Source organism: Sorangium sp. So ce145 (assembly GCF_051525985.1).
GTDB classification, from domain to species: Bacteria; Myxococcota_A; Polyangia; order Polyangiales; family Polyangiaceae; genus Sorangium; species Sorangium cellulosum_B.
The window spans coordinates 2,399,651-2,418,266 of the sequence record NZ_CP150315.1 but is presented as its reverse complement, the minus strand read 5'-3'; the positions used below and the strand labels follow the sequence as shown (position 1 = coordinate 2,418,266).

The 18,616-nt window shown below is 74.0% G+C and carries 10 protein-coding genes; 4 read left to right on the top strand and 6 right to left on the bottom strand.

Features of this window, described 5'->3' with window-relative positions; genetic code table 11:
• Positions 1-66: 66 nt before the first annotated feature.
• Positions 67-1,671 carry an amidase gene (locus tag WMF34_RS09190; protein WP_437993032.1) on the bottom strand — a complete coding sequence of 535 codons (1,605 nt, stop codon included), beginning with the start codon at positions 1,669-1,671 and terminating at the stop codon, positions 67-69.
• Between the two features lie 89 nt (positions 1,672-1,760).
• Here WMF34_RS09190 and WMF34_RS09185 point away from each other — a divergent pair, with 89 nt between their 5' ends.
• Positions 1,761-4,484, top strand: coding sequence for an ATP-dependent RNA helicase (locus tag WMF34_RS09185; protein ID WP_437993031.1), 2,724 nt, complete (start codon positions 1,761-1,763; stop codon positions 4,482-4,484).
• Position 4,485: 1 nt separating this feature from the next.
• Here WMF34_RS09185 and WMF34_RS09180 read toward each other — a convergent pair whose 3' ends face one another.
• The 3 genes from WMF34_RS09180 to WMF34_RS09170 form a co-directional block, all read right to left on the bottom strand.
• Positions 4,486-5,523 (bottom strand): hypothetical protein, encoded by a 1,038-nt coding sequence (locus WMF34_RS09180; RefSeq protein WP_437993030.1) that lies wholly within the window; start codon positions 5,521-5,523, stop codon positions 4,486-4,488.
• Complete coding sequence (locus WMF34_RS09175; RefSeq protein WP_012234381.1) at positions 5,523-6,617, bottom strand: bifunctional chorismate mutase/prephenate dehydratase; 1,095 nt, start codon at positions 6,615-6,617, stop codon at positions 5,523-5,525. The genes WMF34_RS09180 and WMF34_RS09175 overlap by 1 nt, the downstream gene beginning before the upstream one ends.
• A 123-nt stretch (positions 6,618-6,740) precedes the next feature.
• Entirely contained in the window at positions 6,741-7,082 is a 342-nt protein-coding gene (locus WMF34_RS09170) for an FmdB family zinc ribbon protein (protein ID WP_012234380.1), read from the bottom strand.
• Between the two features lie 264 nt (positions 7,083-7,346).
• Here WMF34_RS09170 and smc point away from each other — a divergent pair, with 264 nt between their 5' ends.
• The 3 genes from smc (at position 7,347) to WMF34_RS09155 (ending at position 13,341) form a co-directional block, all read left to right on the top strand.
• Positions 7,347-10,952, top strand: coding sequence for a chromosome segregation protein SMC (gene smc, locus WMF34_RS09165; protein WP_012234379.1), 3,606 nt, complete (start codon positions 7,347-7,349; stop codon positions 10,950-10,952).
• Positions 10,949-11,509 carry a hypothetical protein gene (locus WMF34_RS09160; RefSeq protein WP_437993029.1) on the top strand — a complete coding sequence of 187 codons (561 nt, stop codon included), beginning with the start codon at positions 10,949-10,951 and terminating at the stop codon, positions 11,507-11,509. Before smc ends, WMF34_RS09160 begins: the two co-directional genes overlap by 4 nt.
• A gap of 182 nt (positions 11,510-11,691) precedes the next feature.
• Positions 11,692-13,341: an ATP-binding protein gene (locus WMF34_RS09155; protein ID WP_437993028.1), complete on the top strand. Its 1,650-nt coding sequence runs from the start codon at positions 11,692-11,694 to the stop codon at positions 13,339-13,341.
• A 113-nt stretch (positions 13,342-13,454) separates the two neighbouring features.
• Here the strand turns inward: WMF34_RS09155 and WMF34_RS09150 are convergent, their stop codons facing one another.
• Together WMF34_RS09150 and WMF34_RS09145 are read right to left on the bottom strand one after the other, a co-directional pair.
• Positions 13,455-16,742, bottom strand: a complete 3,288-nt coding sequence (locus WMF34_RS09150) for an error-prone DNA polymerase (RefSeq protein ID WP_437993027.1) — start codon at positions 16,740-16,742, stop codon at positions 13,455-13,457.
• Positions 16,739-18,604: a DinB/UmuC family translesion DNA polymerase gene (locus WMF34_RS09145; protein WP_437993026.1), complete on the bottom strand. Its 1,866-nt coding sequence runs from the start codon at positions 18,602-18,604 to the stop codon at positions 16,739-16,741. Before WMF34_RS09145 ends, WMF34_RS09150 begins: the two co-directional genes overlap by 4 nt.
• Positions 18,605-18,616 lie beyond the last annotated feature (12 nt).

Here is an 18,616-nt window from a genome sequence, read left to right as displayed (position 1 = left end):
GACCGCGCGGCGGCGTCATCGAGCTCCGGTGTCGTCCTGGTCAGCCGGCTCCCGGCGTTCGCCGCGTCATCCGGCGAGCGAGGGCGGTGAGACAGGCGTGACGGGCCGATCGGCCTCGCCGGCGAGCTCGTCCTCGATGGCGATCATGGCGGCCATCACCATGTGTTCGGTGAAGGGGAAGCCGACCACCTGCACGCCGACGGGCAGGCCCACGCTCTTCGCATCGACCTCGGCGGCCCGCTTCTCCAGCCGGTCGCGCGGCCGCTCGCGGCGCGCCTCCTCGGGCCGCACGCGGGTCACGGGGACGACGCCGGCCGGGAACTGCGTGAGGTTCCACAGCATCGCGGCGCTGCCCGCGAGGACGAAGTCGCGCGACGCGGCGTGCGGCAGGGCCGGCGTGGCGTACGGCGGGCAGAGCAGCAGGTCGAGCGCTTCGGCGCGCATCGCCGACGCGATCGCGGCGCGCGCCTCGCGAAGGGCGTGCGTGGTGCGCCAGAACTCCGAGACCGACTTCGGCCCGGTGACCTCGAGGAGACGCTGGAGCCGCCGCTCGCCCGCGAGACCAGCGACGCGCGCGGCGGCGCGGCGCGCGAGCGGCGGGAGCGAGGCCATCGTGCGGAGCGAGCGGAGCGAGACGTCGATGTCCGTCCCCTCGCGGCCGTCCTCGCCGGCGTCGAGGAGCGACAGCGCCGTCGCGCCGCCGTCCGCCGAGAGCGCCGCGAAGTACGCGTAGACCGCGTCGGGGATCCCGGGCGGCGTGAACGGCACGACCGTCGCGCCGCGCGCGCGCAGGGCCGACGCCGCCTTCGTGACGGCGCGGGCGACGGCGGTCGAGGGAGGCACCAGCCCGTCGTCGCAGTAGAACCCGACGCGCAGGCGCGCCACCTCGACGCTCCCTGGCTCGACGATCGGGAGCGGCGGCACGCGCACGTCGAGCTCCGCCATCGACGCGGGATCGAGCTCGGACATGACGAGCGCGACGTCGCGGGCGCTCCTGGCCATCGGCCCGATCTGCGCGCGGATCGCCTCCTGTCCGAGGAGCGCCGTGTTGCTCCCCTTGTTGGTCCAGCGATCGAGCGTGGGCTTGAGGCCGACGATGCCGCAGCAGTGCGCGGGGACGCGGATGCTGCCACCGATGTCCGTGCCGATGCCGAGCGGCGACATCCCCGCCGCGATGGCGGCCGCCTCGCCGCCGGACGAGCCGCCCGGGCTGTGATCGAGGCTCCACGGGTTCGCCGTCTGCCCGAAGAGCGGGTTGCGCGCCTCGTTGTACAGGAGCAGCTGCGAGACGTTCGTGCGCCCGAGGATCACGGCCCCCGCGCGCCGGAGCAGCGCGGTCACCGTCGCGTCGCTGGTCGCCCGGTGCCCCTTGCGGGAAGCGACGCCGAGCGTGGAGGCCATGCCGGCCATGTCGAGCGACTCCTTCACGGTGATCGGGAGCCCGTGGAGCGGGCCGCGGACGTCCCCGCGACGGCGCTCCTCGTCGAGGCCGCGGGCGGCCGCGAGCGCCTCGTCGCGGAGCACCTGGGTGAAGGCGCGGAGCCGCGGCTCGAGCGCCTCGATGCGCGCCAGGTGCGCCCGCGTGAGCTCCTCGGAGCTGATCTCGCGCGCCGAAAGGAGCGTGGCGAGCGCGGTCGCTGAAAGATGGGTCGGATCGGTCGATGCGCTCACGGCAATTCGACGAGTATCACAGGTCCGCGCGCGCCAAGGATTGCTAGGCTCCGCTGCCGCGCGCCCGTCGCGCGGAGAACGCCGAAGCCATGCAGCCGCTGCCGATCGATCCGATCCTCCCCGATCTCTGCGCCGCCCTGCGCGCGCGCCCGAGCGTGGTGCTCGAGGCCCCGCCCGGGGCGGGCAAGACGACGCGCGTGCCGCGCGCGCTGCTCGACGCGGGCTTCGCGGAGCGCGGCGAGATCCTGGTGCTCGAGCCGCGGCGGCTCGCGGCGCGCCTGTCCGCGCGGCGCGTGGCCGAAGAGCTCGGCGAGCGCGTGGGCGAGACCGTGGGCTACACGATGCGCTTCGAAGAGGCGTCCGGCCCGGCCACGCGCGTCCGCTTCGTGACCGAGGGCGTGCTGACGCGGCGGCTCCTCGTCGATCGCGAGCTCCGGGGCGTGAGCGCCGTGGTGCTCGACGAGTTCCACGAGCGGCACCTCGCCGGCGACGTCGCGCTCGCGCTGCTCCGGCGCCTGCAGCGCGGCGCGCGGCCCGATCTCCGCCTCGTGGTGATGTCCGCCACGCTCGACGCCGGGCCGATCGCGGCGTTCCTCGGCGGGCCGGAGGCGCAGCCCGCCCCGGCGGCCGAGGCCGAGCGCGGCCACGACACCACGTCGGCCGGAGCCTCGGTGGCGCCGACCCTGCGCGCCGAGGGGCGGATGTTCGACGTCGCGATCGAGTACCTGCCGAGCGCCCGGGTGAGCGCGTCGACCCACGCCGCGGGCGACCGCCGCGGCCCGGCGCACTGGGGCGACAGGACGCTCGAGAGCCTTGTCGCGTCGTCGGTGCGGCAGCTCATCGAGGAGGGGCTCGACGGTGACGTGCTGGTGTTCCTCCCCGGCTCCGCGGAGATCAGGCGGGCGATGGACGCGTGCGCAGCCATCGCGAAGAGCGAAGACCTGCTGCTCCTTCCGCTCCACGGCTCGCTGTCCGCGGCGGAGCAGGATCGCGCGGTGCGCCCCGCGGATCGGCGAAAGATCATCCTCTCGACCAACGTGGCCGAGACCTCCGTGACCATCGACGGCGTCGTCGCGGTCGTCGACAGCGGCCTCGCGCGCGTGGCCGCGCACGCGCCGTGGTCGGGGTTGCCGACGCTCCGCGTCGCGCCCATCGCCCGCGCCTCCGCGGCGCAGCGCGCGGGGCGCGCCGGGCGGACGCGGCCCGGCCGCTGCCTCCGGCTCTACACGCGCGGGGATCTCGCCTCGCGGCCGGAGCACGAGGCGCCCGAGATCCGCCGGCTCGACCTCGCGGAGACGGTGCTCGAGCTCTGCGCCGCGGGGGTCACGGATCTCGAGGCGTTCGGGTGGCTTGAGGCGCCGCCCGCCGCCGGGCTCGCCGCGGCCGAGGCGCTGCTCGTGCGGCTCGGCGCGCTGGACGAGGGGCGGCACGTGACGCCGACCGGACGGCGGATGCTTCGCTTCCCGGCGCACCCGCGCCAGGCGCGGATGATCGTCGAGGCCGAGCGGCGCGGCGTCGCCGGCGACGGGTGCACCCTCGCGGCGCTCGTCGCGGAGCGCGACCTCGGCGCGCCGTCGGGCGCGCGGGAGCCCCATGGTCGGAGGAGCGACGCGCGGCACAGCTCCGACCTGCTCGCCGCGCTCCAGGCCTTCGAGGAGGCGGATCGCGCGCGGTTCGCGGCGGACCGCCTGCGGTGGCTGGGCGTGGACCCGGCGCGCGCGCTCACCGTGGAGCGGACGCGCAAGCAGCTCTCGCGGCTCGCCGATCACCGCAGCGCCGCGCCGCCGGAGACCGTCGAGGCGCGCGAGATCGCCCAGCGCATCGCGATCCTCTCCGGATACCCCGACCGGGTCGGGCGCCTCCGCCGGCCGACCAGCGCAACGGGTCGGACCGGACGGGAGGTCGTGCTCGCCGCCGGCGGGACTGCCGCGCTCTCCGAGGCGAGCGTCATCGACGAGGTCGATCTCGTGGTCGCTGTCGACATCGAGGAGCGCAGCGAGGGGCGCTCGGCGCGCACGGTCGTCCGGGCGGCGAGCGCGATCGAGGCCGACTGGCTGCTCGACCTCTTCACGGACGCGATCCGGGACACGACGGAGGCGACGTGGAACGCCGCCGCGGAGCGCGTCGAGGTCGTTCGCCGGCTGTCGTACGACGCCCTCGTGCTCGACGAGGCGCGGCCGGCCGCCGGCGCCGGCGGTCCGCTGGCGGAAGCGGCGGCGCGGGAGCTCGCGGCGCAGGCGAGGGCGAAGGGGTGGCGAGCGTTCGTGAAGGGCGACGCCCTCGATAGCTGGCTGTTGCGGGTCGCGTTCGTGCGCGCGCACTGCCCCGACGCAGCGTTACCGGACGTGGACGAGGACGCGGTGCTCGCCACGCTCGAGGCGCTCTGCGACGGGCGCAGGAGCTTCGCCGAGCTCCGCGACGCCGATCTCTCGAGCGCCGTGCAGGCCTCGCTGGGCCCGGCGAAGGCGCGAGCGCTCGCCGAGCTCGCCCCCGAGTCGATCGTCCTGCCCGGCGGCCGGCGGGCGCGCCTCGAGTACACGGCGGGCGCGCCGCCGTCGCTCGCGTCCCGGCTGCAGGACTTCTTCGGCATGGCGGAGGGGCCGCGCGTCGCCGGTGGACGGGTGCCTGTCGTGCTGCACCTGTGCGCGCCGAACCAGCGCCCCGTGCAGGTCACGACCGATCTGTCGGGGTTCTGGGCGCGCCACTATCCCGCCATCGCGAAGGAGCTCCGCCGCCGCTACCCGAAGCACGCGTGGCCGGACGACCCCGCCCACGCCGCGCCGCCCTCGCGCGCGCCGCTCCGCAAGGCCTGAGTCAGCGCACGAGCGCCACGCTCCGCGCCGTGTCGGCGACCGTGCGGAGGAGCATGCGCACGATCCCCTCGCCGAGGGGCAGCGTGAACGCGACGTCGCTCTCGCGCTGCGCGACCTGCATCGGAGGGACCGAGCCGTAGCCGAAGCCCCACGAGGAGAGCAGGGTCGCGATCCTGGCGATCTGCTCGAGGTTGCGGAGCGCGACGGCGCCGTTCGCCGCGCTCTGCGGGTCCGTGTACGTGAGGGCGCCGGCGAAGTTGACCCCGGGCGGCTGGAAGTTGCCGATGACGCGCACGTACTGGAGCCCCGCGAGGAAGGGGAACTGCCCCGCCGCAGACGCGACCGCCGCCTGGCTCGAGAGATCGCCGGCCACGGCGAACGACGCGCCCTTGGTCCCGAGCAGCTCGACCATCCACGAAGGCACGGAGCGCGTCAGCTTGCCGGAGCGGAGCCGATCGAGGGCCCGCCGCATCCCGGTCTCGTTGCCGGTGAGGATCGTGTGCGGCGTGAGCACGACGAAGCCGACGTTGCCGGCCGTGAAGAGATCGTTGTCCGCGTAGCGCGTCTTCACGAGCGGCGCGCCGATGACGGTGACCGACCTGGCGTCGGCGGAGCGGCGGATCGCGTCGACGTCGAAGTTGCCCTGCATCACGGCGCAGAAGTCCGCGCCCTGCATGGCGTAGAGACCGCCGTAGACCTTCACGATGTCGCGCGACGGGACGAAGTTCGACTCGGGGCCCAGCGGGAGCAGGCTCGTGACGATCTGGTTGACCTCGCCTCCCAGGGCGGACGTGAACATGGCCGCCGCGTCGAGGTAACCGAGCATCACCGCGCCGCTCGGGAGGACGGCCAGGGGGTCGCGATCGATCGCCGTCGCGTCGATCTTCTCTCCGCCGACCAGCGCGAGGCTGTCGTCGGCGCCGCCGCAGCCGCCGAGCGCCTGGAGGGCGAGCGCCGCGATCGCGATCGCGCCCGCCGCGCGGCGCAGGGCGGCTGCGCCTCGGGAATGAAACAGCGTCCGCATGATCTCGTTCGCCATCAAGCTCGCTCGTGCGGCGGGTCGGGGCGCTCCAGCGGGAAGGAGCCGATGATCTTCAGCATCTTCGTCTCGCGCTTCACGCCCTCGAGCGCCGCGACGAGCGCCCGATCGGTCGTGTGTCCGCTGACCTCCACGTAGAACACGTAGTCCCAGCCCTCGCCGGGGACGGGGCGGGAGTGGACCCGCCGGAGGTTGCAGCTGCGCTCCTTGAAGTGCTGGAGGATGTCGTGGAGCGCGCCGGGCCGATCGTGGACGCTGAAGAGGATCGCCGTGGCGTCGTGGCCCGAGCGCGGCGAGGGGAGCCGGGACAGCACCGCGTAGCGGATCCGGAGCTCCCCCTCGTCGCCGACGTTCTCGCGGGCGACCCTGAGCTCCTGCCCGCCCGCGAAGCCGCGGGGGACGATGGCGGCGCTGCCCTCGTTCTCCGCCGCGAGATCCCAGGCGGCCTGCGGGCCCCGCACGTCGAGCACCAGCGCGCGCGGGTGCTGGAGCTCGAGGTAGTTCACGCAGGCCACGTGATCCTGGGGCGAGGAGTACACCCGCTCGACGTCGGCGAGGCTGCCCGTCCGGTTCACGAGGTCGAGCGCCTGCACCAGCTGGCGCTCGCCGACCACCTTGAGATCGGCGCCGCCGATCGCCTGGATCGTCGGGAAGATCGGCCCTTCCTTGAGCGACTCGTACGGGATCACCGCGAAGTCAGCGCGCGAGCGCGCGACCTCCTCGATGGCGGCGAGGGGGCTGTCGGCGCGGACGAACTCGCCTCCGATCCCGAAGTGATCGTGCGCCGCGGTCCAGCCATAGTCGCCCTCGGCCCCCAGGTACGCCACCCGGGGCGCGACCTCGAACGCGCGCGAGGCCGCGTCGATGGCGACGAAGATCGGCCGCACCGCGCGCTGCGGGAACGGCGGCGTCACGGCGCGCTCGAGCGCCTGCACGTGGGCGGCGTCGGCCGTGGGGGCGAACCGGGCCGTGCCCGTCCTCAGCTTGGCAAGCTCGTGCGCGATGCGAGCCCGCCGCTCGATGCTGCGAAGGATTTCTTGATCCAGCTCCGTGAGCTGCCGGCGGAGCTCCTCAAGTCGCTTTCTCTCATCCATCCAGGGCACCCTAGCACCGCGCCCGGCGCCGGTGGGCACGCAGCGCTGCCGGCGCACCACGACGGCGCCACCGCGCGCTGCGCCGCGCTGGCCACCCCCCCGTCGCTGCTCGCCGAGCTGGCGTCAGGCCGCCGCGGAGGAGGCGGACGACGCGCTGGAGTCGCTCTTGGTGCTGCCGCTCGCCGGCGAGGCGCTGCTCGACCCGGAGTCCGAGCTCGCCCCCTCCGACCCGGAGGAGCTGCCCGACCCGCCGTCCGACTTCGCGGGCGGCTTGTTCGACCCCGAGGCGTAGAGGTCGGAGTACCAGCCGCTGCCCTTGAGGATGAAGCCCGTGCCGCGCGAGATCTGCCGCCGGGCTGTCGCTTTGAGGCACGACGGGCACTCCGAGAGCGCGGCCTCCTTGATGGACTGCTCGGCCTCCCATTCATGCGCGCAAGATGTGCAGGCGTACTCGTAAGTGGGCATGACGTTTCTACTCCTCGGAACAACCCGAGGAGTATGGCCACGTTAGCCACCTGTCAAGGCGGCTGCCAAAAGCACACCTTGCGCTTCGGACATCGCTGTACCAGCGGGATGCGCAAGACCTGGTCCTCGGTGCGCGTTGAGGAGCCAGGATTCCGCTCTTGCCGCGCGGCGCCAGCCCACGTAGACCCCGAGACGCCAGTTGTGACGGTACGTGGCGTGCTGTGACGATACGTTTAAGCCCGCCCGGCCGGTTCCGGGGACGTCATGCGCATTCGTAAGCTCGAGATCAGCGGGTTCAAATCGTTCGTCGATCGGACGGTGGTCCATTTCGACACGGACGTGGTGGGCATCGTCGGTCCCAACGGCTGCGGCAAGTCGAACATCGTCGACGCCATCCGGTGGGCGATCGGGGAGCAGAGCGCGAAGCACCTGCGCGGCAAGTCGATGTCGGACGTCATCTTCAACGGCTCCGAGACCCGCGCCCAGCACGGGATGGCCGAGGTGACGCTCACCTTCGACAACAGCGAGCCGACGGCGGCGTCGCAGCTGCCGCTGGAGTACCGGGACTACGCCGAGATCGCGGTGACGCGCCGGCTCTTCCGCGACGGGACGAGCGAGTACCTCATCAACAAGACCCAGGTCCGGCTCAAGGACGTGACCGACCTCTTCCTCGGCACCGGCGTCGGCACGAAGGCCTACTCCATCGTCGAGCAGGGAAAGATCGGGCTCATCGTCTCGGCGCGCCCCGAGGACCGGCGGATGCTCATCGAGGAGGCCGCCGGCATCACGAAATACAAGGCAAGGAAGAAGCAGGCCGAGCAGAAGATGGACCAGACGCGGCAGAACTTGCTCCGCGTGGGGGACATCGTCTCCGAGATCCAGCGGAACCTCGCGTCCCTGAAGCGCCAGGCGGCCAAGGCCGAGCGGTACGTCAACTACCGCAAGGAGCTGGAGGACCTCGTGCTCCACGAGGCGTCGCACAAGCTCCTCGAGATCACGGTGCTCACGCAGCACGAGTCGCTCGGCAGGGCCGCGCACGCGGAGCGCGAGCAGGCGTCGCGCACGGCGCTCTCGGCGCGCGAGGCCGAGATCGAGGTCACCCGCCTCGAGGCCCTCGCCTGCGAGGAGCGGGCCGAGCGCGCGCAGAACGAGGCGTTCGCGGCCGACAACCAGGTGCGCACCCACGAGGCGGAGATCGCGCGGGCGCGCGACCGCCTGCGGCACCTCGAGGAGCGGCTCGTCACCGCGGCCAAGGAGCAGGGAGAGCTCGAGAAGACGGTCGAGGAGCTCAGCGCAGAGAAGGCGCAGCTCGAGGCGCAGCTCGCCGGCGTCGACGAGGAAGAGGCGCGGGAGAGCGAGCTCGCGCTCGAACAGCACGAGCGGCTCGAGGAGCTGCGCCACGGAGAGCGGACCGCCGAGCACGAGGTCGGCGCCCTGCGCCGGCGGGCCGCCGAGGCCACCGCGGCGGTCGCGGCCGCCGAGGCGTCGCTCGCCGGCTTCGATCGGCGCATGGCGGAGATGAGCCAGCGGCGCGCGAAGCTCGAGGACGAGCTCGGGCGGCTGATGTACGAGTCGGAGGAGCTCGAGCGGCGGCGCTCGTCGCTGACGCGCAACGTGGCGGAGCTCGCCGAGGGGAAGCGGATCTCGGCAGACGAGCGGTCGCGGCTCGATGTCGAGATGAAGTCCCTGCGCGAGCAGGCGGTCTCGAGCGACCGCACCGTGGAGCACGCCAAGAACGAGCTCGGGCAGCGGCGCAACCGGCTCCGCGCGCTCGAGGAGCTGCACGCGCGGCTGGAGGGCGTCGGCGCCGGGGTGAAGAACCTCCTCAAGACCAAGGACCCGGCGCTGCTCGGGCTCGTGGCCGACCGGATCGAGGCGCCGGCCGAGCTGACCGCGGCCTTCGCGGGGCTGCTCGGGGACCGGCTGCAGTGCGCGGTCGTGAGCGACGTCGAGCGCGGGATCGCGCTGCTCGCGGATCTGTCGAAGAACAACCGCGGGCGGGCGAGCGTGATCGCGGCGCGGCCCTCGTTCGTGGCCGGCGCGACGCGGCGACCGCCGCGCGGGGAGGGCGTGCTCGGGCCGCTCGTGGACCGGCTCGTCTTCGCGCCCGAGGACGAGGCGCTGGCGCGCGCGCTCGTGGGGGACGCGGTGGTCGTCGCCTCCGCCGAGGTCGCGGCGCGGCTCGCGGCGGAGGGCGCGGGGTGCACGCTCGTGACGCTCGACGGCACCGTCCTCCGCGAGGACGGCGTGGTGAGCGGCGGCTCGGGCGACGCGGTCGCGGCCGGCATGATCGAGCAGAAGCGGGAGATGCGCGCGCTGCACGAGTTCGTCGCGACCAAGTCGGAGGAGGTGACGGCGCTGCTCGACGCGCAGCAGAAGCTCCGCCTGCGCATCACCGAGGTGGGGACGGCGCTGGAGCGGGCGCGGAGCGAGGCGCACGAGGGAGAGCTCGCCCTCGTGACGGCCGAGAAGGATCTCCGCCGCGCGGAGGAGCAGCTCGCCGCGGCGCAGAAGCGCGAGGGCGTGGTGCGCTCCGAGCTCGAGGACCTCGCCGACAACCTCGACGCCGGCGGGAGCGAGCAGCAAGCGGCGCGCGACAAGCTCGAGGCGGGGCGGGCGGCGCGCGAGGCGGCGGCGGCCGGCCTCGAGCACGCCGAGCAGGTCGCGGCCGAGTGGCGCGAGCGGGTGCTCGGGCAGCAGTCGGTCGTGACCGAGCGCAAGGTGAAGCTCGCGCGCGTGCGCGAGCGCGCCGCGGCGGCGCGGGGCACGGTCGAGCGGCTCACGCGGTCGTGCAACGAGCTCCGGGGCCGGATCGCCCGGCTCGACCAGGAGCGGACGGAGAGCGCCGTGGGCGCGGGGAAGGCCGCGGCGACGATCATGATCGCGCGGGAGGCGCTGGTCCGCGCCGTCGCCGAGGCGCACGCGGCGCAGGCCGCGCTGACCGAGGCGCGGCGCTCGCTGGACGAGGCGCGGCAGGCGCACGGGGTGCGCGAGGCCGACCTGCGCGGGCTGCGCCAGGAGCTGGCCGAGGTGTCGGAGCGGCTCCGCAAGCACGAGCTCGCGCTGGAGCGGCTGCGGGTCGAGCACGACCACCTCATCGAGGGGGTGCGCGAGCGCTTCCGCGGGCTCGAGCTCGCCCGCGTGGTCGGCGACTACCACAAGCGGCCGCCCGCCGACGCCTCGCACCGCGCGCGCATCCAGGAGCTGACGGAGCTGCTCGACCGCATGGGCCCCGTCAACCTCGACGCCGTGCGCGAGCACGCCGAGGCCGAGGAGCGGTACACGTACTACTCGGGCCAGAAGGCGGATCTCGAGAAGGCGCTCGACGACCTCGAGAAGGCGATCGCCCAGATGAACCGCGAGTCGAAGCGGCTCTTCAAGACGACGTACGACGGCATCAACGCGCGCTTCAAGACGCTGTTCCCCAAGATGTTCCGCGGCGGCCAGGCGGAGCTCCGGCTGACGAACCCCGACGACATGCTGGAGACGGGGATCGAGATCCTGGCGCAGCCGCCGGGCAAGAAGCTCGGGAACATCGAGCTCATGAGCGGCGGCGAGAAGGCGCTCACCGCGGTGTCGCTCATCTTCGCGATCTTCCAGTTCAAGCCGTCGCCGTTCTGCATCCTCGACGAGGTCGACGCGCCGCTCGATGAGGCGAACGTGGCCCGCTACAACGAGGCGATCCGGAGCATGACGAGCCACTCGCAGTTCATCCTCATCACGCACATCAAGCGCACGATGCAGTCGGTCGACGTGCTCTACGGCGTGACGATGCAGGAGCCCGGCGTCTCGAAGCTCGTCAGCGTGAAGATCAACGAGACGGCGAAGCGCCCGGAGCGCGAGGCGGCGCCGGCGGCGGCGGTGGCGTGAGCGCGGGGGAGGGGTTCGGGCGGCGCCTGTCGCGCAGCGCCTCGGGGCTCCGGCACCTCCGCTGGGCCCGCGAGGTGCTCGCGACGCTCGAGGCCCACGTCGAGCACAACACGGCGCTCTCCGGCGCCGATCGCGAGGCGCTCCGGGGCGAGGCGAGCGCGCTCGCGGCGGCGGTGCAGGCCCTCAGCGGGGCGGTGAAGCCGTACCGGGATTTCCTCGAGCGGACGCGGGTCCGCTACCGCGGGCGCGTGCGCGTCGCGGAGTACCTGGTCGGAGAACCCGACGCGGGCGAGGCGGGCGGTGCGGCGCGCGCGCACCTTGAGGAGGCGCTCGTGGAGCTCGCCTGGATGGAACAGGCGCAGCGCCAGCCGCTCAAGGCAGCGCTCTCGGACGAGATCGATCGGCTGCGCGAGGCGATGGCGCGGATGGATGCACACCTCGCGGGGCGGTTCTCCGGGAAGTTCGTCGAGAGCCTGTACCCGCCGCTCACGGACGGCGCGACGAGGGTCGCCGACGACGGCGATCCGGACGACGACGCTACGTCCGGCCCTCGATAGCCGCGCGAAGCGGGCGAGCCGACGGGCTGGCGAGCGGCTCGACGGAGACCGGCGACGCGGCGAGATGCCTGGCAGGCGCAGCGGAACGGATCACCATGCCTGCACGCCGGGATGGAGATGCGGTAAAGGATCTTCGAAGGACACCTGAAACGGGCCTTCGAAGGACAGCTGAGAGGACGTCGATGGGCTGCGCGGAGCCGGCCGCCATCCTGCTCCTCCGCGGGCGCGCCGCGGCGAGCGAGCGATTCGAAGCGCTGATCCGACGCCACGTGCCTGACGTCGGCGTCACCTCCGACCCCGCGCATGCCCTGGAGCGGTGCCTGGGCGAGGCGCCGCCGGTGCTCGCCGTCGACTGGAGCGAGCCCGCCAGCGCCGCCGCGTTCTGCGGCCGCGTGCGGGCGCAGCCCGGCGGCGATGCGGTGTTCGTCCTCGCGATCACCGAGCGCGACGGGGACATCGACGGCATCCTCGCGGCCGGCGCGAGCGATTTCCTGCTCGCGGGCGGTGGCGGCGCGGGCCCCCGGGCCCGGCTCTCCGTCGTCCGCGAGCGCGCCGCGCGCGACGCCGCCTCGCGCCAGGCGCTCGCGCAGACGCAGGCCCGCCTCATCGGCGCCGGCCGCATGGCGAGCGTCGGCACGCTGGCCGCCGGCGTCGCCCACGAGATCAACAACCCCCTCGCGTTCGTCATCACGAACGTCGACGCGGCCATCCGGCGCATCGGCTCGCTCGATCGCCGGAACAGCGCGGCGCGCGGCGGCCCCTGGGCGCGCTCTCACGGCGACGGCCGCGCTCCATCGAGCGAGCTCTCCGACGTGCTGAGCCTGCTGGAGGACGCGCGCGAGGGCGCCGAGCGGGTGCGGCTCATCGTGCGCGATCTCCACAGCTTCTCGCGCGCCGAGGAGGACCGCCGCGGGCCGGTCGACCCCCGGCGGGTGCTCGACGCCTGCGTCCACATGGCGATGCACGAGATCCGGCACCGCGCCCGCGTCGTCCGGAGCTTCCAGGAGGTGCCGCCCGTCCAGGCGAACGAGCCGCGGCTCGCGCAGGTCTTCCTGAACCTCATCGTGAACGCCGCGCAGGCCATCCCCGAGGGGCTCGCCGAGCAGAACGAGATCGAGCTCTCGACGCGCTGTGACGCCGAGGGGTCGGTCGTCGTCGAGGTGCGCGACACGGGCGCGGGGATCGCGCCGGAGTCGCTCGCTCGGATCTTCGAGCCGTTCTACACGAGCAAGGAAGCTGGCGAAGGGCTCGGGTTGGGGCTCGCGATCTGCCACTCCATCGTCACGGCGCTGGGGGGCCGGATCGAGGCGGACAGCCGCCCCGGCAAGGGGAGCACGTTCCGCCTCCTCCTCCCCGCCGCCGCGGCCAGCGAGGCGCGCGCCTCCGCTGCGCCCGGCTCCGCCGCGTCGAGGTGGCCGCGCGAGAACGGCGGCCTCGACGCGCTCGCGCCGGAGGCGGCGCAGCGGCAGCGGGTCCTCATCATCGACGATGAGCCGCTGCTCACGCGGGCGATCGCGGGGACGCTCGAGCCACGGCACGAGACGACCGCGACAGCGAGCGCGCGCGACGCGCTCCGCCGGATCCGCGCCGGAGAGCGCTACGACGCCATCCTGTGCGACCTCATGATGCCCGATATGACAGGGATGGATTTCTACACTTCGCTCGCCGAGCACGCGCCCGAGCAGCAGCGCCGTGTCGTGTTCCTGACCGGCGGCGCCTTCACGGAGCGCAGCAAGGCGTTCCTGCAGCAGGTCAACGCCCGGCTGCTCCTGAAGCCGTTCGACGCGGCGACGCTGCTCTCGCTGGTCGACGAGGTCGTCGCCGCTCGCTGACGAGCGCGCTCGCGTCGGCGAGGTCGTCGCCGCCCCTCTGACGAGCGCGCGCTCTCCTCACGCGCCGCGCCGCCGATCGCCCCGCGCTCCGGGAGCGCGGCGCCGGCGCGCGCTCACCGGTAGTCGCGCGATTTGAGCGCGATCTCCTCGCCGCTGGGCAGCTCCAGCCGATCGAGCTCGCGCGCGAGCACGTGGACGACCTCGCCCTGCCGCTCGATCCGCCCGGCGACGAGCAGGAGCGCCGCGTTCCTCGCCACGTGCTCGTACTCCGCGAAGACCTGCCGCTGGACGATGACGTTGACCACGCCGGTCTCGTCCTCGAGCGTCATGAACGTCACGCCGCTCGCGGTCGCCGGCCGCTGGCGTCCGACCACCATCCCGGCGACCCGCACGCTCTCCCCGTCGCGCGCGGCCTTGATCTCCTCGGCGGTCCGCACGCGCCCGGCCCCGCGCCGCCGCTTGAGCGCCCGCCGCACGTGCCGCATCGGGTGGTCGTGCAGCGACAGACCCACGCGCCCGTAGTCCAGCGCGAGCTGCTCCAGCGGCCTGAGCGGAGGGAGCCCGACGTCCCGGTCCTGCTCGATCGGAACGCCCTCGAACAACCCCTCCACGCGGGGGGCGCGCGCGCGCCAGAGCGCCTCTCTCCGGGCAGGCACCAGCGCGGCGAGCGCGCCCGCTTCTGCGAGCGCCTCCACCTCGTTCTTCTTCAGCTCCGTGCGCCTCACGAGATCCGGGAGGCTCGCGAACGGCGCCTCCTCGCGCGCCGCCACGATCGCCGCCACGGCCGCCTCGCCGAGCCCCTTCACGAGCCGCATGCCGAGCCGCAGCGCCGGGCCCGCCGAGGGCTCGGCGGAAGGCTCCAGGGTCGCGTCCCACGCGCTCTGCACCACGCACACCGGCCGCACCTCCACGCCGTGCCGCTGCGCGTCCTGCACCAGCGCCGACGGGCTGTAGAACCCCATCGGCTGCGCGTTGAGCAGCGCGCAGGTGAACGCCGCCTGGTGGTGGACCTTGAGCCAGGCCGACGCGTACACGAGGAGCGCGAAGCTCGCCGCGTGCGACTCCGGGAAGCCGTACTCCCCGAAGCCCTGGATCTGCTGGTAGAGCATCTCCCCGAACTTCGCCGAGATCCCCTGCTCGGCGAAGCCCTGGATGAGCCGCCCGCGGTGCCGCTCCAGGCGCCCGTGCTTCTTCCACGCCGCCATGTCGCGGCGCAGCTGGTCGGCCTCGCCCGGCGTGTAGCCCGCGCCGACCATCGCGATCTGCATCACCTGCTCCTGGAAGAGCGGAACGCCGAGCGTGCGCTCCAGGATGGGATCCAGGCACGGGTGCGGGGACACCGGCGGCTCCTGCCCCGTCCGCCGGCGCAGGTAGGGGTGCACCATCCCGCCCTGGATGGGCCCGGGGCGCACGATCGCCACCTCGATCACCAGATCGTAGAACTTGTTCGGCTTCAGCCGCGGGAGCATCGCCATCTGCGCGCGGCTCTCGATCTGGAACACCCCCACCGTGTCGGCCCGGCCGATCGCCTCGTAGACAGCCGGGTCCTCCGGCGGGATCTGCGCGAGCGCCGCGATCGGATCGAACGCGGCGCCTCGGCCCGCATGGAACGAGACCCCTGCGGGCGCAGGGTCCCGTGCCATGTGGACCGAGGGACCCGCGAACGCGGGGTCCCGTGCCGTGTGGACCAAGGGACCCGCGAGCCCGGCGTACCGGTCCGAGTGGATCAAGCCGAGCGCCTTGCGGATCGCCGTCAGCATGCCGAGCGCCAGGACGTCGATCTTGAAGAAGCCGAGATCGTCGAGATCGTCCTTGTCCCACGGGATCACCGTGCGGCCCTCCATCCGCGCAGGCTCGACCGGGGCCACCTTGTGCAGCGGCTCGGACGACAGCACGAAGCCGCCCACGTGGATCGAGAGGTGGCGCGGGAAGCCCTCGAGCGCGCTCGCCATCATGACGGCTTGCCGGACGCGCACGTCATCCGGATCGAGGCCCGCCTCGCTGACCCGCTGCTCGGTGATGTCCGCCTCGTGGTGATGCACGAGGCCGCTCAGCCGATCGACCTGATCCGCCGAGAAGCCGAACGCCTTGCCCACCTCGCGGAGCGCGCTCTTGCCGCGGTAGGCGATCACCTCCGAGACCATCGCCGCCCGGTCGCGCCCGTACATCTCGTAGATCGCCTGGATCACCTCCTCCCGGCGCTCGTGCTCGAAATCGACGTCGATGTCCGGGGGCTCGTGGCGCTCCTCCGACAGGAAGCGCTCGAACAGCAGGCTCGACCGGGCCGGGTCCACCGCCGTCACGCCGAGCACGAAGCACACCGCGCTGTTCGCCGCGCTCCCGCGGCCCTGGCAGAGGATCTGCCGCGCGCGCGCGATCTTCACGACCTGCTGCACGCTGAGGAAATAGGGCGCCACGCCGAGCTTCGCGATCAAGGCGAGCTCCTTCTCGATCTGCGCGCGCACCGGAGGCGGCGCCCCCTCCGGGTAACGGTCGCGGCAGCCCTCCTCGGTGAGGCGGCGCAGCGCCTGATCCGACGTCTCCCCCGGCATGCAGAGGGCGTCGCTCGGGAAGCTGTAGCGGAGCTCGGACAGCGAGAAGCGGCAGCGGGACGCGACCTCCACCGTGCGCGCGACCCAGGCCGGATGATCGCGGAACAGCGCCGCCATCTGCGCGCCGGAGCGCACGTACGCCTCCGCGTTCGGCGCGATCCGCGTCCCCGCTTGATCGAGCGTGGTCTTGGTCCGGATGCACGCGAGCACGTCCGCGAGCGGCTTGCGCGACGGGTGATGATAGAGCGGGCGCGCCGTCGCCACCACGCAGGGGCCGTAGCGGCGCTCCGCCGCGAGGGCCGCCGCGACGCGCTCGCCGTCGCGGCGGTCGAGGTGCTTCCATGTCGCGACGAGCGCGCGCTCGCCGAAGGCGTCGCGCAGCGTGCCGAGGAGCGCGCCGGAGACGCCCGCGGGCACGAGAGGATCGAGCGGCACGATCGCGGAGAGGCCCCGCTGCGCCGCCGCGATCGCCTCCGCCGAGATGCTCGCCATCCCCTTCTCGCACTCGGCGTGCGCGATCGTGAGCAGGCGGCAGAGGTTCGCGTAACCCTCGCTGTCCTCGACCAGGAGGACCACCGACGGCCGGACCTCCGGCGCGCGCTCGGCGCCCCCGCGCGGCGCGCCCAGCGTCAGCTCGGCCCCGACGATCACCCGCTGCTCGACCTTCTTCGCCGCCGTGTGCGCGCGCACGCTGCCGTAGATCCCGTCGCGATCGCAGAGCGCGAGCCCCTCGAGGCCGAGCTCCTTGGCGCGGTGCACGAGCTCCTCGGGGTGCGAGGCGCCCTCCAGGAAAGAGAAGCAGGAGCGGCCGCAGAGCTCCACGAACGGGACCGACGCGCCGGCGCTCACTCGCACCACCCCTGCAGGAAGGCCTCGCCCGTCGCGCGGTCGACGTAGATCCACGCTTCGCCGCAGGAGCTCGCGCTCGCGCCGTCTCGAGGAGGGCGCAGCTCGCCGAGGCGCGCCGGGGCGGCCTTGCCGGACGGAGAGCCCGAGACGAGCCAGGCGCGCGCGTAATCGCGTGACGCCGGCGTGGGCGTCCACCACTCCACCGCGTCGATCCGCATCACGAAGGAGAGCCGCTCGATCGCGTAGAGGTGCCGATCGACGGCCACGATCGCCCCGCGCCCCACCCGGCCGAGCGGGATCGGCTGCGCGAGGAGCCGCGCGGGCTCCAGCGCCGGCGCGTCCGCGCCCTCCGCCTGCTCCGCCGCGCCCCGATCCGCCACGGCGCGCGCGCGGGCCGCGGCGGACGCGCGCGTCATGGCCGCCTCGCCAGAGGCCGGCACGAGCCGCGAGCGCGCCTCGGGGCGGTGCGCGTCGGCGATCTCCAGGATGCCCACCCGCTCCTGGCCGATCTCCGCCGAGAGCTCGGCCAGGAGCGCCGGCAAGCTGTCGGGATCGACCGACCGGTCGCGCGACAGATCGAGCTGCACCCGGCGGGCCCGCGCGATGCGCGAGGCGATGACGTGCACCCCCACCGCGGGCGCCGCGAGCTCGATCCGCTCGAGCCTCGCCTTCAGCGGGCGGAGCAGATCGCCCGCGTCCGAGAGGGGCACCGGCATGTCGACGTGGAAGCGCAGCGAAGGGCCGCGCCCGTCGTCTTCCAGGAGCGCTGCGGCGCCGTCGTCCTCGCGCTCGCCGAGGCGGAGCCGCGCGATCGAGCGATCGTAGGCGATCGCCACGTTGAGCCGCCCGCACGCCTCCCCGCGCGCGGCGAGCCGCGACGCGATCCGCGACGTCATGCCGCGCAGCACGAACAGGAGCGACTCGGCGCTCTCGATCGGCTCGTCGAAGAGCACCTCCTCCTCGAGCAGCCGGGGCACCTCGAACGGCAGGAGCGGCACCGGATCGCGGCCGGCAAGGAGCTCCATCACGTCGGCCGTCCGCGGCCCCAGCCGCGCCGCCACCTGCGCCCGCGGAAGGCGCGCGAGATCCTCGACGCGGAGCACCCCGAGCCGGACGAGGAAGCTCGCCACCTCGCGCTCGACCGGGAGCGCCTGCACCGGCAAGGGCCCGATCGCCTGCGCCCCTTTTCCTGGCGGCGCGATCGGGGCCTCCGCCCCTCCCCCGCCGTCCGCGTGCGCGCCGAAGCGCGCGAGCGCCTGCGCGAGCCGCGGCCCGTCGGCGATCGCGAGCCGCGCCCGGTGGCCGAGCGCCGCGACGCGCTCGCCGAGCTCGCCGAGCAGCGCCTCCTCGCCGCCGACGAGGTGCGACGCCCCGGTGATGTCGAGCCACACCGTGTCGTACGGGCCGTCGCCCCACGGGCTCCGCGCCTCGCTCGCGGCGCGCTCGGGAGCGCGGCTCGCCCGCGCCGCGCCGGCGCGCGGGGCGCCCTGCTCGCCGAGCTGGATCGCCGCCGTCGCCCCGAGCCCGAGCGCCACCTCGGCGACCCGGCCGAGCGCCGCGTCGATCTCGGCGAACGTCACCCGGTGGATCGCGAGGTGGGCGACCAGCGCCGCCGCCTCGACGACCTTCTGCCCCGGCCTCACCCCGTACCGCCTCGCCTCGTCGTCGACCACGTCGATCACCGCCGCCGGCGCCTGCGGCTCGCGCTCGGGCTGCGGCGCGAGCGCCGCGCGGCGGTCCTCCTCGCCCCCGAGGATCACCGCGAGCGGCGCCTTCCCGCTCGGCGAGACCGGCCCGCGCTGCTTCACCAGCTCGCACGCGAGCTGCGGGAGCACGATCGCCACAATGCGCCTCACCGCCATCGCCCCTCCTCC

Coding starts and splice junctions, on each gene's coding strand:
- WMF34_RS09170 (WP_012234380.1), bottom strand. CDS start 7,082: ATGCCCACTTACGAGTACGCCTGCACATCTTGCGCGCATGAATGGGAG.
- WMF34_RS09145 (WP_437993026.1), bottom strand. CDS start 18,604: ATGGCGGTGAGGCGCATTGTGGCGATCGTGCTCCCGCAGCTCGCGTGC.
- WMF34_RS09185 (WP_437993031.1), top strand. CDS start 1,761: ATGCAGCCGCTGCCGATCGATCCGATCCTCCCCGATCTCTGCGCCGCC.
- WMF34_RS09155 (WP_437993028.1), top strand. CDS start 11,692: ATGGGCTGCGCGGAGCCGGCCGCCATCCTGCTCCTCCGCGGGCGCGCC.
- smc (WP_012234379.1), top strand. CDS start 7,347: ATGCGCATTCGTAAGCTCGAGATCAGCGGGTTCAAATCGTTCGTCGAT.
- WMF34_RS09180 (WP_437993030.1), bottom strand. CDS start 5,523: ATGGCGAACGAGATCATGCGGACGCTGTTTCATTCCCGAGGCGCAGCC.
- WMF34_RS09175 (WP_012234381.1), bottom strand. CDS start 6,617: ATGGATGAGAGAAAGCGACTTGAGGAGCTCCGCCGGCAGCTCACGGAG.